Annotated in this window: 17 protein-coding genes and 1 tRNA gene; 13 read left to right on the top strand and 5 right to left on the bottom strand. The window is 37.2% G+C overall.

All coding sequences use genetic code 11. From position 1 onward, the window contains the following. The first annotated feature begins 2 nt into the window (after positions 1-2). From lepB to B806_RS0106780, 9 genes are all read left to right on the top strand, one after another. Complete coding sequence (gene lepB, locus B806_RS0106820; protein WP_017386240.1) at positions 3-830, top strand: signal peptidase I; 828 nt, start codon at positions 3-5, stop codon at positions 828-830. A 24-nt stretch (positions 831-854) separates the two neighbouring features. Beyond that, positions 855-1229 (top strand): DUF4845 domain-containing protein, encoded by a 375-nt coding sequence (locus tag B806_RS0106815; RefSeq protein WP_017386241.1) that lies wholly within the window; start codon positions 855-857, stop codon positions 1227-1229. Beyond that, on the top strand, positions 1201-1893 hold the full coding sequence (gene rnc / locus B806_RS0106810) for a ribonuclease III (protein ID WP_005067830.1): 693 nt from the start codon (positions 1201-1203) through the stop codon (positions 1891-1893). The genes B806_RS0106815 and rnc overlap by 29 nt, the downstream gene beginning before the upstream one ends. A gap of 11 nt (positions 1894-1904) precedes the next feature. Then, positions 1905-2927 carry a GTPase Era gene (gene era, locus B806_RS0106805; RefSeq protein ID WP_079381034.1) on the top strand — a complete coding sequence of 341 codons (1023 nt, stop codon included), beginning with the start codon at positions 1905-1907 and terminating at the stop codon, positions 2925-2927. 17 nt (positions 2928-2944) lie between these two features. Continuing rightward, positions 2945-3148, top strand: a complete 204-nt coding sequence (locus B806_RS0106800) for an NF038104 family lipoprotein (RefSeq protein WP_005067833.1) — start codon at positions 2945-2947, stop codon at positions 3146-3148. Between the two features lie 9 nt (positions 3149-3157). Beyond that, positions 3158-3871, top strand: a complete 714-nt coding sequence (locus tag B806_RS0106795; protein ID WP_017386243.1) for a DNA repair protein RecO C-terminal domain-containing protein — start codon at positions 3158-3160, stop codon at positions 3869-3871. A gap of 13 nt (positions 3872-3884) precedes the next feature. Next, entirely contained in the window at positions 3885-4610 is a 726-nt protein-coding gene (gene pdxJ, locus B806_RS0106790) for a pyridoxine 5'-phosphate synthase (RefSeq protein ID WP_017386244.1), read from the top strand. A gap of 6 nt (positions 4611-4616) precedes the next feature. Further along, a complete protein-coding gene (locus B806_RS0106785) occupies positions 4617-5261 on the top strand; it encodes a tRNA-(ms[2]io[6]A)-hydroxylase (protein WP_014207364.1) in 645 nt (214 codons plus the stop codon). Between the two features lie 272 nt (positions 5262-5533). Next, positions 5534-6292 (top strand): SDR family oxidoreductase, encoded by a 759-nt coding sequence (locus tag B806_RS0106780; RefSeq protein ID WP_017386245.1) that lies wholly within the window; start codon positions 5534-5536, stop codon positions 6290-6292. Between the two features lie 169 nt (positions 6293-6461). Here the strand turns inward: B806_RS0106780 and B806_RS0106775 are convergent. Then, positions 6462-6537: transfer RNA gene (locus B806_RS0106775), tRNA-Asn, on the bottom strand. A gap of 46 nt (positions 6538-6583) precedes the next feature. Here B806_RS0106775 and B806_RS19330 point away from each other — a divergent pair. Together B806_RS19330 and B806_RS0106770 are read left to right on the top strand one after the other, a co-directional pair. Next, entirely contained in the window at positions 6584-6730 is a 147-nt protein-coding gene (locus B806_RS19330) for a hypothetical protein (protein WP_079381033.1), read from the top strand. A gap of 41 nt (positions 6731-6771) precedes the next feature. After that, entirely contained in the window at positions 6772-7203 is a 432-nt protein-coding gene (locus B806_RS0106770; RefSeq protein ID WP_017386246.1) for a hypothetical protein, read from the top strand. Positions 7204-7218: 15 nt separating this feature from the next. Here the strand turns inward: B806_RS0106770 and B806_RS0106765 are convergent, their stop codons facing one another. Next, positions 7219-7656, bottom strand: a complete 438-nt coding sequence (locus B806_RS0106765; RefSeq protein WP_002119022.1) for a PaaI family thioesterase — start codon at positions 7654-7656, stop codon at positions 7219-7221. 239 nt (positions 7657-7895) lie between these two features. Here B806_RS0106765 and B806_RS0106760 point away from each other — a divergent pair, with 239 nt between their 5' ends. Further along, the gene (locus B806_RS0106760; protein WP_017386247.1) at positions 7896-8741 is read left to right on the top strand and encodes a DMT family transporter; all 846 of its coding nucleotides are present in this window, start codon (positions 7896-7898) and stop codon (positions 8739-8741) included. Between the two features lie 48 nt (positions 8742-8789). Here B806_RS0106760 and B806_RS0106755 read toward each other — a convergent pair whose 3' ends face one another. Continuing rightward, positions 8790-10025 carry a pyridoxal phosphate-dependent aminotransferase gene (locus tag B806_RS0106755; RefSeq protein ID WP_017386248.1) on the bottom strand — a complete coding sequence of 412 codons (1236 nt, stop codon included), beginning with the start codon at positions 10023-10025 and terminating at the stop codon, positions 8790-8792. Between the two features lie 208 nt (positions 10026-10233). Between B806_RS0106755 and B806_RS0106750 the strand changes: the two genes are divergently transcribed. Beyond that, entirely contained in the window at positions 10234-10413 is a 180-nt protein-coding gene (locus B806_RS0106750; RefSeq protein WP_002118942.1) for a hypothetical protein, read from the top strand. A 29-nt stretch (positions 10414-10442) separates the two neighbouring features. Here the strand turns inward: B806_RS0106750 and B806_RS0106745 are convergent, their stop codons facing one another. Together B806_RS0106745 and B806_RS0106740 are read right to left on the bottom strand one after the other, a co-directional pair. Beyond that, on the bottom strand, positions 10443-11882 hold the full coding sequence (locus B806_RS0106745) for a sensor domain-containing diguanylate cyclase (protein ID WP_017386249.1): 1440 nt from the start codon (positions 11880-11882) through the stop codon (positions 10443-10445). A gap of 175 nt (positions 11883-12057) precedes the next feature. Beyond that, positions 12058-12849: a hypothetical protein gene (locus B806_RS0106740; protein ID WP_017386250.1), complete on the bottom strand. Its 792-nt coding sequence runs from the start codon at positions 12847-12849 to the stop codon at positions 12058-12060. Positions 12850-12973: the final 124 nt, after the last annotated feature.

Here is a 12973-nt window from a genome sequence, read left to right as displayed (position 1 = left end):
ATGTGGATTTTGATTTTAATTTAATTCTTGTTCCAGTTACGCTGATTCTATTTGCAGTGTGGTTGTTAGATAAACTTGTATTAAAACAGCGTGCAAATAAAGGACGCGGGAACGAAAATTTTGTCATTACATGGGCCTATGACTTTTGGCCAGTTTTAGCTGTAGTACTTGTGCTTCGTTCATTTCTTTATGAGCCATTTAATATTCCATCGGACTCTATGGTGCCAACTTTAGAAACTGGTGATTTTATTCTGGTGAATAAATTTGATTATGGTGTACGTTTACCTATCGTTAATAAAAAAATTATTGATGTAGGCGAACCGAAACGTGGTGATGTAATTGTATTTCGTTATCCACCTCAACCGACTATTAGCTATATTAAACGTGTAATCGGTTTACCTGGTGATCATATTATTTATGACCATGGGCAATTGATTATTAATGGGCAGAAAGTACCGAAAGTATTAACACAGTTCAGCCGTGAAAAAGACATGATGGATACGCCAACGTCTATTTATCATAAAGAGACGATTGGTGAGCATACCTTTACGATGCGTGAGCTTGAAGGCGTAAATGTGGCGCGCCAAGCACCGTTTATCAACTATGTTGAAAATGGTAAATATGCGAACCAAGACGGTTTATATTGGGAAGTGACTGTACCAAAAGGGCATTACTTTGCAATGGGGGATAACCGCGATCAAAGTGCAGACAGTCGTTTCTGGGGGTTCGTTCCTGAAGAAAACTTAACAGGACGAGCATTCTACGTGTGGATGCATAAAGAACCGGGTTTACACCTTCCTAACTTTAGCCGAAATGGAAAAATAGATTAAAAACAACCATTAGGAAAAAAAGAAATGCGTAAGGCACAACAGGGTACTTCGTATTTAGCAATTTTATTTGGGGTGGTTATATTTGCAGTTGCAGTAAAAGCTGTACTTGCAGTTTGGCCAGCATATTGGGATGATCGGCTGATTAATAATCAGATAGAAGAGCTTTTACAAGAAAGCTCTTCTGAGATCACACCACAAAAGTTTGTAGCACAAATGGATCAGCGACTCGAAATGAACAATATTCGTGATCTCCATTTTAAAGAGATCGCTCAAGTGTTTAATCAGTCAGGTCTAACGGTCAAAAAGAAATATGAAGTAAGAAAACCTTTCTTATTCAATATTGATTTAGTTTTAACATTTGAGAAGAGTTTTGATAAAACATCAGTTCAAACTAAGTGATCCTCGCTTACTGAGTCGAATCGGATATCAATTTAAGCAGCTTGAATTGTTACAGTTAGCTTTGACTCATCGTTCGGTGAGTCACAAATACAATTACGAGCGCTTAGAGTTTCTCGGCGATTCATTATTAGGCATGATAATCGCCAATTATCTATATCATGCCTATCCAAATGAAAATGAAGGTCGTCTCACGCGTATGCGTGCGACCTTAGTTCGCCAAGAAGCATTAGGTAAGATTGCAACCGATTTGCAACTTAGTCGGTGTTTAATATTAAGTACAGGCGAGTTGAAATCTGGTGGTCATCATCGTGAGTCAATATTAGCAGATACGGTAGAAGCGATTATTGGTGCAATTTATCTTGATAGCGGTGATCTCAACTTACTTAAAGATATTGTGCTAAAATGGTACATACCCTATTTAGATCATATAGAACCTACGGATCAACTCAAAGATCCGAAATCACGTTTACAAGAGTATCTACAAGCACGTAAAAAACCTCTCCCTGTTTACGAGGTTGTAGATATTCAGGGTGATGCACCTCATCAGCACTTTAAAGTGGAATGTGTGGTAGATGGTTTACCGAAGATTTATGGTGAGGGTTCAAGTCGTCGTTTTGCCGAGCAGGCAGCAGCGGCGGAAATTTTAAAGTTATTGGAGCAATAACCTGCATGTCGATGCATTCTGATCAAATCAATCCAGATTCAAATGAAAACCAAGATCCTAATAATCTGATTGATCAATTTTTTAGTTCCAAAGGCGTAACAATCCCTTCGGATTTTAAGAGCGGATTTGTGGCGATTGTGGGACGTCCAAATGTGGGTAAATCTACCCTCATGAACCATTTATTGGGTCAAAAGCTCTCTATTACTTCGCGTAAACCTCAAACAACACGTCATAAAATTATTGGTATTGATTCGCGCGAAAAGATGCAGGCGGTATATGTAGATACCCCAGGTATGCATAAAAAAGAAGTGCGTGCTATTAATAAAATGATGAACCGTGCTGCTCATTCTGCATTACGTGACGTTAACTTGGTTTTATTCGTTATTGATGCTTATAAGTGGACTCAAAACGACGATTTAGTGCTTGAAAAACTCAAGAACGCTGAAATGCCGGTTATTTTAGTCATTAATAAGGCTGACACTTTTGAAGATAAAAGAGAGATTCTACCTCTCATTCAAGAACGTGCCAAACTTATGAATTTTGCTGAGATTGTTCCTGTTTCTGCTTTGCGTGGTGCAAACTTAGAACACTTGAGTGAAACGATTGAGAAATACCTTCCTTATCAACCACCATTGTATTCATTTGATCAGATTACTGACCGCTCTGAACGCTTCTTGGCAAGTGAAATTATTCGCGAAAAAATCATGCGTCAGTTGGGTGAAGAGCTTCCTTATGATTTAACAGTACAAATTGAATCTTTCAAAACAGAAGAAGCAACTGTTAATGAAAAAACTGGTCGTTTAAAACCAGCTTGTACCTATATCGATGCAACGATTTTTGTAGACCGCGCTGGTCAAAAAGCCATTGTGATTGGTGAAAAAGGTGCCAAGCTTAAAACGATTGGTATGGATGCTCGTAAAGACATGGAAAAAATGTTTGAGCAAAAAATTATGCTCACACTTTGGGTGAAAGTGAAGGGTGGCTGGTCTGATGATGAGCGTGCTCTCAAAAGCTTAGGATACAGTGATATCTAAAGGATAAGGATGCTGGTATGAAAACAATTACATCATTAATCGCTATAGTTGGATGTACATTGATGTTACAAGGTTGTGTATATAAGCTTGTAACCGTACCAGTAGGTATCGCCTATAAAACTACTAAAGGGGTAGTTAAAGGTACAGCAGCTGTTGTAGGTGCTGTTATTCCTGACGGTGATGATGAGGATGATAAAAAAGAAAAAGAATCTGAGGAATAGATTCTTTTTATGATGCGCAATGAAGTCCTCCATGGATATATGATTCATCACCGTAAGTACCGTGAAAAAAGTCATATTGTGCATCTTTTTACTCAGGAATATGGGCGAGTTGATGGTATTTTAAGACAGACTCCGCCCCCTCAATATCAACCTATTCGACTGCAAGCCACAGGTAAAAGTGAACTCAAAAATTTTACTAAGCTGGAAATATTAAATCAGCCTGTTTTCTTTTTTGGTGATGCTTTTTTTGCCGGATTTTATTTAAATGAAATTGTTCTTAGACTTTGCCCATTAGAAGAGGCAATGCCACAAACTTTTGAGCAATATCAATTAACTTTACTTCAATTGCAGCAATTATCTTCCCACGAAAATCCTGATCTTTTTCTGAGACAGATTTTGCGCCAGTTCGAACATGTTTTACTTCCTGAGCTGGGTTACGCGATTGATTTCTCAATTGATACTCAACAACAGCCAATACAGGCCCACCAGTTTTATCAATTTCAGGTGACTGAAGGTTTTGCACCCGTTGTTCAGGCAAGCCGTTCTTCATTGTCAGGTAAAGCGATTTTATCTATGTTGGATTATGAGCAAGGTCAGGATTTTTCTCACGAACAATTGCAATTATTAGGTAAACTATACCGTCAAATGATTACATCGCTTTTAGGAGATCGTCCCCTAAAAAGTCGACAATTGTGGATTCAAAATACTAAAACTCAATCGTAATTAGGATTTATTTATGGCTGCATTGCTTGGTGTAAACATAGACCATGTTGCTACTTTGAGACAGGCGCGCGGTACTACTTATCCAGACCCTGTGGAAGCTGCTCTTATTTGTGAACAAGCTGGTGCAGAGGGGATTACTTTGCATTTGCGTGAAGATCGTCGCCATATTCAAGATGACGATGTACGTCGCATGCGTCCATTATTAAAAACGCGTATGAACCTAGAGTTAGCTGTTACTGATGAAATGGTCGAGTTTGCGAAAGAAATTCAGCCGCAGCACGTATGTTTTGTTCCAGAAAGACGCCAAGAAGTAACAACTGAAGGTGGTTTGGATGTAGTGGGTAACTTTGAAAAAGTTAAAGCTGCAACTCAAACTTTAGCGGCCATTGGTTGCGACGTATCATTATTTATTGATGCTGATTTAGCCCAAATTGATGCAGCAGTTGCGTGTGGCGCACCTACGATTGAGTTGCACACGGGTGCATATGCAGATGCGGAAACGGAGCAAGATCAACAAGCCGAGTTAGAGCGCATTATCAAAGGTGTTGAGTATGCAGCTTCAAAAGGTTTGGTTGTAAATGCAGGTCATGGCCTTAACCTTAAAAATATTGCGCCAATTGCAGCTATTCCACAAATTCATGAATTAAACATTGGTCATTCAATTATTGCTGAAAGTGTTTTTGTAGGTCTGGTTCAAGCTGTTAAAGATATGAAAACAGCGATTCAGGCAGCAGGATAGTTGGTTATGTCGAGTATCAATTACGATGAATTAATGCAACCTGTGGTGGCCTTTTTAGGTTGTCAAACACCAAAAGCATGGTTGGATGAAGCAATCAATAATTTAGATATCTTGATGCAAGATCATGCTAATTGTGAAAAGAAAGCTGCTAGTACAGCAATGAACTTAATGTTCCGCTATAGCTTCTTTCCTGACTTACAAGTAAAACTTGCTCAACTTGTACGAGAAGAAATGCTTCACTACGAACAAGTGCTTGAGCTTATGGCTAAGCGTGGTCAAGAGTGGACTGGTTTAAGTGCCGGACGTTATGCAGGTGGGTTGCGTAAAGAAATTCGTACATATGAGCCTGAAGCTTTAATTGATGTGCTGGTGATTGGTGCATTCGTAGAGGCTCGTTCATGTGAGCGTTTTTATGCACTTGCACCGCGTGTAGATGATGAGTTAGGACGTTATTATCGATACTTGCTTAAGTCAGAGTCTCGTCATTTTGAAGACTATCTAGCTCTTGCGCTTGATGTGGCAACCACTGCAAAAATGAAAGATCCTAAAGAGGATATTCAACAGCGAATTGATCATATCCGTGAAGTTGAAAAGAATCTGATTTTAACACCAGATGATACTTTCCGTTTTCATAGTGGTATTCCTGCTTAGTCTTGGATGTCTCAAATAAAAAAGTTTACCTTTCACGGTAAACTTTTTTATTTGGTGAGTATTATCTCTTTGGCGGTAAGCATGCTCTGCTTTTAGTTTTTTAATACATATAATTATTTAATAAATATATTTTTTATAGATTTTAATTTCTCTTAAAATTTTTAAAAAAACTTTTATTTTTTAGGCTAATAATAAATATTGTGTAAATATAAAGGTTGATATGTTCATCATGAGTTCAACTGAAATAGTTGATCATTTCTAAGGATATAAGAATGTTAGCATTAGTTACAGGTGCATCGGCAGGTTTTGGTTATAGCATTTCAAAAAAGCTGATTGAGTTAGGATATAACGTTATTGGTTGCGGAAGACGAGCAGAAAAACTAGAAGAACTAAAACAAGAACTTGGTGAAAAATTCTACCCATTAGTATTTGACATGACGGATACGGCAGAAAATATAAATAAGGCATTGGTTGATTTACCAACTGAATTTCAAATCAATCAAATTGATTTATTGGTGAATAATGCTGGATTGGCATTAGGATTGGAACCCGCAGATAAAGCAGAATTAGATGATTGGTACACGATGATTGATACCAATGTTAAGGGGCTTGTTACGATTACCCGATTAATTTTGCCAAGTATGGTAAAGAAAAAATCAGGTTTGATTATTAATATGGGCTCTATTGCAGGTACATACCCATACCCAGGGGGCAATGTATATGGGGCAACCAAAGCTTTCGTGGAGCAATTTAGTCTAAATCTTCGTGCTGATTTGGCTGGTACTGGTGTGCGCGTAACTAACATTGAACCAGGCTTGTGTGGAGGTACTGAATTTTCTCTTGTGCGTTTTAAAGGTGATGAGGATAAAGTAAACAGTCTATATGATAAAAAGAATCCACTCTTGCCTGAAGATATTGCAAATACAGTAGCTTGGATTGCTTCACAACCTCCACACATTAATATTAATCGTATTGAAATGATGCCGACCACTCAATCTTTTAATCCTTTAAAAGTGGTTGAAGTGGAATAATAATTTGAGAAGAAAATATATTCTTTCGAGTTAGGTTAGAGCGTTAAACCTAATAAAGACTCTAATAAAAAAATTAAATCCTCTATCTGCTGATAGGGGATTTTTTATAATTATTGATAAATTTATGGCAAAAAAAAGCCCGCTTTAATGCTGCGGGCTTTTTAGTATTTGGCTCTCCCACCTGGGCTCGAACCAGGGACCTGCGGATTAACAGTCCGTCGCTCTACCGACTGAGCTATGGGAGAATCTGCATGCGATTATAAGGAGATTTTGAGAAGGGTCAAGTCTAAATTGTCATGTTTACTTCATTTTTGTGTCGTATGCTTTTTATTTGATCAGTTGAGTGATGAGTTAAGAAATTACTTGCACTTTAAAAAATCAATTGCTAGATTCAAAAAAGAACAAGCGTTTGGAGAAATCCAAACAGTGTGGATTTAAACCAACTTGCCAGCACTAAAATGGCTAAATCGGAGATAAGTATGAAAACGCTTACGATCGCTTCTATTTTTTCTAATTTTGATTTCTATCAACACAATTATCTCAATATCTTAAATCAATCAGAATCTTATTACACACTTGTAGAAGGTGCATGGATTAATGCTTATCCTTTCAAAAAGCAGGATTTATATTTAGGCGATTTATTGCAGCTTTGGTTTAGCGCTAAATGGAATGTGCATAATTCACTTAAGATTTTAAAAAGCTCGAAACTACTAAACTCTTCTGAATCTTTATATATTTTTCAATTAGAAGGGGAGTTATTGTTGGGTAAAAATAAAGTTTTAGCTTGGTCTGTAGAGCATCAAGAAATTATAGAACTCCAACTTAAAAATATTTGGGCGCCGTATGTGATTGCACAAACTTGTGAACGTCCAGATAATTCAGATGACTTAATAAAAAAGGCAGCGGTTTAAGGCTGCCTTTAATGATTATGGACGAATAATCATGCAGGTTGCTGTTGCATAGGCATACAGTTTACCTTCCTCATCAATAATCTTTCCTTCGGAAATACCTAAATTTTTACTTAAATTAATAACTTTGCCTGTTGCAATTAAAGCCTGATTTTGGGGAATAGGGCGGCACATTTTTACGTTAAGGTCGATTGTGCCGTAACCTACACCTGCAGGTAACATCGTATGTACTGCACAGCCAGTCACTGAATCTAGGACGGTGGCAGCAAAACCACCATGTACGCCACCGAGTGGATTTAAATGGTTATGATCTGCTTGGGCTTTAAAGGTAACAGATCCTTCTGAAATTTCAGTAGGTTGCATAGGTATTGTTTTACTAATGCTGGCAGGTGGAATATGGCCTTCAATCATTGCTTGTAAAAATTCAAGGCCAGTCATTTCCATCGGATTTTTCATTTTTTGGGTCCTTTAATTCTTTAAGTTCTAAAATGGAACTTGATATTAGCCTATTATTATGTCATCGATAAGTCAATTCTATAGTTAAAGATTGAACTGATAAGTTGAATTTTAAAAACTTGTCCATTTAATATAAAATTCCTTTATTATAAAAATTGAATTAAATGAGTTGCATAATGAATTAGATAGATAAGAAAGACTTCTTTTACACTATAAGAAATAACAGGAGCATAAGGACAATGCTTTTTAAAATTGCACTCGTAATGGTGGCTTTTGCAGCAAATTCTGTATTGTGTCGTTTGGCTTTGGCAGGCCAACATATTGACCCAATGACTTTTAGCCTCATACGAGTAGCAAGTGGTGCAGTTGTTTTATTAGGACTGTTTTTATATTCAAAATCGTCTCAAACCAAAGTCCAATGGAGTTTAAAAAACGCATTTTTTCTAGCGGTTTATATTTTGGCATTTTCGTATGCTTATCTTCAAATCGACGCTGGTATTGGTGCTTTGTTATTGTTTGGGGTTGTACAGCTGACTATGGTGCTTTACGGCTATTGGCAGGGTGAGCAGATTGGAATATACCGTGGTATAGGCTTATGCATTGCTTTGGCTGGAATCATTGTTTTGCTATTACCGGGTGCTCATACACCTGATTGGCAATATGCTCTAATTATGGTGATATCTGGTTTAGCATGGGCTGGATACAGCATTGCTGGTCGCAATATGACACAACCGATTGGTAGTACGTTGGCAAATTTTACGCTAGCTGTGCCAATGGTTTTGTTGGCGAATGTATTGGTTACCCAAGATAGATACATTGACGTGCAAGGATGGGTCTTAGCGATTTTGTCGGGTGGTGTCACTTCAAGCGGGGCTTATGTACTCTGGTATGCGATTTTGAAGCATATTGATAGAGTGACAGCGAGTACAGTACAGCTAAGTGTTCCATGTTTGGCAATTATAGGTGGAAGCCTATTTGTAAATGAGACTGTGACAGGGCGAGTGATTTTATCGAGTTTTATGGTTTTATTTGGAATTTTATTAGTTATTTATGTAAGACCTCAAAAGCCAAAAATGCATAAGTGAATTAAAAAAGGGTTCTCTCAAGAGAACCCTTTTTGTGCAAGATGCAGATTATTTCGCAGCTTTTTCAGCTTCAATTGAAGCGATAGCAGCGTCTACACCTTCAATTGAGTCAGCAGCTTTTTTGATACGAGCTAACGCATCAACGAGTACTTCGTCAGCTGTTGCATATGAAATACGCATAAAACCGCCTAAACCAAATGCGTCACCAGGAACAACTGCTACGCCAGTTTCTTCCAATAACCATTCAGAGAACTCTGTGCAAGATTTTAAGCCTTTTGCACGAATAAGAGGGCGAATGTTTGCATAGGCATAGAAAGCGCCATCAGCAGGTAAGCAAGAGATACCTTTAATATCATTTAAGCCATTTACAACTAAGTCATGACGGCGTTTAAACGCTTCAATCATAGGTTGTAAAACGTCTTGTGGACCATTCAATGCAGCTTCAGCAGCAACTTGCGAAATAGAAGTTGGGTTAGAAGTTGACTGTGATTGGATCTTTTTCATTGCACCAATGATTTTTGCTGGACCGGCTGCATAGCCAATACGCCAACCTGTCATTGCGTATGCTTTAGAAACACCGTTTAAAACGATTGTGCGGTCATATAAATCAGGAGCAACAGTTGCGATGTTGTAGAACTCATCTTCCCAACGAATCGGTTCATACATATCGTCAGATGCAACAAATACTTGTGGATGACGACGTAATACTTCAGCTAAAGCTTCTAATTCAGCTTTGCTATAAATCATACCTGTTGGGTTAGATGGGCTGTTTAATACAATTAAACGAGTGTTAGGTGTAATCGCAGCCTCTAATTGTTCAGGAGTGATTTTGAAGCGTTGGTCTTCGCCACATTTCACAATGACTGGAGTCCCTTCAGCAATAATGACCATATCTGGATAGCTTACCCAGAAAGGTGCTGGAATGATAACTTCATCGCCTTTGTTTAATAGAGCAAGTGCCAAGTTAAAGAAGCTTTGCTTACCACCACAAGAAACCAAAATCTGGTTCGCTTGATAATCAAGATTATTATCACGCTTAAACTTAGCAATAATTGCTTTTTTTAACCCAGGAGTACCATCTACAGCCGTATATTTGGTGAAACCATTATTAATCGCTTCAATTGCAGCATCTTTGATGTGTTGAGGGGTATCAAAATCTGGCTCGCCAGCACCTAAACCAATCACGTTCTTGCCAGCAGCTTTAAGTTCAGCAGCTTTGTTTGTTACAGCAAGTGTAGGGGACGGTTTGATAGCATTGACACGATCAGAAAGACGTACGTCCACGGCAATATTCCTCTTATGGGATTAAAAAATAAAAAGCATACTATCTTATCGCAAAAATTAAGCAATTTGCGGATACGGGTATTTTTAGATGTAAAAAAGTTTAATTTAAGAAGGTTCTTGTTGCTGTTTTACTCAATTGAAGCTTTTTTGAAAAGAAATGATAAAAATCATTTATAATAGGTCGCAATCGAAATTTCGAGAATGAATCATGACTGAGCAACAGCCAAAACAGAAAAAGGCTTTGGTGAAATTGCCATTCCCAATGCCGAATGAAAGCAATCAAGCAGATGATGCGGTACACAACCAAGTGCGTCCAAAACCAGAGCAATACGCGGATAGAACATGGATGCCTCCACGTGGTACGCGTCGTTCTATGGGAAAACGCTAATTTTGAAAAACAGGCAATATGCCTGTTTTTTATTGATTGAATAAAATTTCTTGATAATAACTTTTTTTCTTTTGGTACATGTGATGGTCTGCTCGTTTTAACATGTCCTCAATTTGTTCATTTGTTTGAGTGGTTGCATGTCCAATTGCAATACTTACTGGATGGCTTGAATAGTATTGATTGTCGATATTAAAAAGCTCCTGAATCGTTTGAAGCATAATTTGAACGTTCGCTTCATCTGCGCCTGGCATTAAGATCACGAATTCATCACCACCGATTCTGGATGCAGTATATGCTGTATTTGAAATAGCCTGACTTAAAATATTTCCAACACGGCGTAATAAACCATCTCCAATATCATGCCCAAACTGGTCATTTGTTTCTTTTAATCCATTCATATCTAAAAAAATTGAAGAAACTGGTCGAATAATACTTCGATTTAAACGATTAAGTTCCTCTGTAAAAAAAGCACGGTTATATAGTTTAGTAAGAACATCATGTTGCCCTAAATATTCAAGATAGTTTTCCGCTTTTTTCCGTGCAGTAATATCTGTCAGTGCAACTTGTACTAATCCCCAAGTCTCTTCATATCCCGGAAAAACGGTAAATTGAAGCAAGACATTTCTTATTTGGCCATCTAAAGCGTAGTTAACGGCTTCACGTTTATGATGGATATTACCTTGCCATAACTCGATGAGTTGTTCTCGAAAGGTTTCAACCATTTCTTCAGCAAAAATCTTGTGTGTATTTCTTAAAAGTGTCGACTTATCAGGAGCTTTAAATAAATCTATCGTGGCCTGATTAACATCTAAAATTAAAATATCCTCTACACACTGGCGGACAAACTCAGGATGAACATCTAGAAAAGTTCTAAAATCTTCAATTCCCAATAGCCTAAGCTGATCAATTCTATTCTTTATACGGCTGAAATCCTCGACCCACAACGAAGTAGGCGAGTAGATAAACATAGATTCAGCCAGTCGACGATTTTTTTCTTCCTGACGGAGTGCATTTTGATAGGGAGTAATATCTTCGGTAGTAATTAATACCCGCTCAAAAGTAGATTCAGAACCAGGTAAAATGGAACCTCTTAGCTGAACATCAATACGTTTGCCTGATAAAGTGTAATTCACAGTGGTGCTTGAAAAATGGGTTTTACCATTCCATAACGCTTCAAGCTCATAAATATGTGATTCGAACATTTCCTTTTTAAAAATGAGATTCAAATTTGAATATAGTTCTTCGTGTGTTGTTGCTTCAAAAAGTTCTAAAGTTTTTTGGTTAACACGAATAATTTTAATTTTATGAGCGCATTCGATAACTAAGTGTTTATTTTGATTTAAAAATTCATGGAGGTTTTCAATTCCTTGCTTTCTCCATAAATCAAATTGTTGTTTAACTTCACTGAAATCCTCAATCCACATCGGAATTGGGCTAAGGTCAAAAATCGAAGAATCTAAAGTTTCCATATGTTTCTTTAAGTATTCAGTTTGTCTTAAAGTATAATGAGAAAAATTAAGATTGGGGAGGATAAAGAGTTTAAATATATTAGAATAATTAAAAATAAAAGGATTAAATGTAAGTAAAAATAAAATAATGAGAAAGCAGAGATTATCTGCTTAACTCATAAATTTATAAGAAAACTTAACGGTTAATAGGGTGATCAATGTTTTTCTCACCACGCCATAACTTAATAAAATCTTGCTCATCAAAATCGTAAAGTTCCATCAGTGCAACAACAGCACTCACAAAAATCATGGCACCTTCAGAGTTTCCATGAAGATTGAAAATTTTACCGTTTAACTTCCCTAAAATATCACTAAGCTCATGATCACGGCCTCGTCCATAACGATCTCGTGGATACAACTCTTCATTTAAAACAATAAGAGCTATGGCTTTTTCAGCATCTGATAAATCAGTTTTATCTAAAGCTTCTTCAAATGATTCACTGCCATGATTAAAGTAAAAAATAACTTCATCATTAATGAAACTTTGTACCATCTTTTGAGTTAAAGTCGGAAATTGTGATACTGCATTATCTTCTACATAGGGTTTAAAAGATTCCGGAAAGATAACGTTATGATAAATCCCTTTAAAAAGAGGAGCGATTTCAGAAACTTTATAACCCGCAATGCCACAGCCTAATGCAGTAATGAAATATTTCATTTTAGGATGATTTTTTGTGTATACCTTAAAGTCTTCAACATAATGCTGAATTTGTGAAAGTGGCATTTGTTGAATGTGTTCATTTAAAGTTGGAATTGCAAAGCTTTGACCAGCCCAGCCACGACCTACACCTTCAACTGCTCCGAAGTGCTGACTTGCAACGCGCGCTGCACCACTACCGTGTTGTCCAGCAAGATTACTTCCAAATACAAAAACTGTATCTTCGGGAAGTTCGGTTACAATACTTTCATCATGATATTGATAGGTCATGGTTATACTTTTTGTTTAATGGATAGCTTCATGTTGCAACCGATTAGGGTATTGGTCAAGTGTTAAGATGCTTAATCTTTTACATTGAATTTCAAGCTCAATTTAGACTTTAAATTAAGATAAA

This window comes from Acinetobacter sp. TG2027 (assembly GCF_000302435.1).
GTDB lineage: Bacteria > Pseudomonadota > Gammaproteobacteria > Pseudomonadales > Moraxellaceae > Acinetobacter > Acinetobacter pittii.
Note: the sequence above shows the minus strand (reverse complement) of the source record. Positions and strands in the feature narration are given on the sequence as shown.

Coding starts and splice junctions, on each gene's coding strand:
- B806_RS0106800 (WP_005067833.1), top strand. CDS start 2,945: ATGAAAACAATTACATCATTAATCGCTATAGTTGGATGTACATTGATG.
- pdxJ (WP_017386244.1), top strand. CDS start 3,885: ATGGCTGCATTGCTTGGTGTAAACATAGACCATGTTGCTACTTTGAGA.
- B806_RS0106740 (WP_017386250.1), bottom strand. CDS start 12,849: ATGACCTATCAATATCATGATGAAAGTATTGTAACCGAACTTCCCGAA.
- B806_RS0106795 (WP_017386243.1), top strand. CDS start 3,158: ATGATGCGCAATGAAGTCCTCCATGGATATATGATTCATCACCGTAAG.
- era (WP_079381034.1), top strand. CDS start 1,905: ATGCATTCTGATCAAATCAATCCAGATTCAAATGAAAACCAAGATCCT.
- B806_RS0106815 (WP_017386241.1), top strand. CDS start 855: ATGCGTAAGGCACAACAGGGTACTTCGTATTTAGCAATTTTATTTGGG.
- B806_RS0106750 (WP_002118942.1), top strand. CDS start 10,234: ATGACTGAGCAACAGCCAAAACAGAAAAAGGCTTTGGTGAAATTGCCA.
- B806_RS0106770 (WP_017386246.1), top strand. CDS start 6,772: ATGAAAACGCTTACGATCGCTTCTATTTTTTCTAATTTTGATTTCTAT.
- B806_RS0106765 (WP_002119022.1), bottom strand. CDS start 7,656: ATGAAAAATCCGATGGAAATGACTGGCCTTGAATTTTTACAAGCAATG.
- B806_RS0106785 (WP_014207364.1), top strand. CDS start 4,617: ATGTCGAGTATCAATTACGATGAATTAATGCAACCTGTGGTGGCCTTT.
- B806_RS0106745 (WP_017386249.1), bottom strand. CDS start 11,882: ATGGAAACTTTAGATTCTTCGATTTTTGACCTTAGCCCAATTCCGATG.
- B806_RS0106760 (WP_017386247.1), top strand. CDS start 7,896: ATGCTTTTTAAAATTGCACTCGTAATGGTGGCTTTTGCAGCAAATTCT.
- B806_RS0106780 (WP_017386245.1), top strand. CDS start 5,534: ATGTTAGCATTAGTTACAGGTGCATCGGCAGGTTTTGGTTATAGCATT.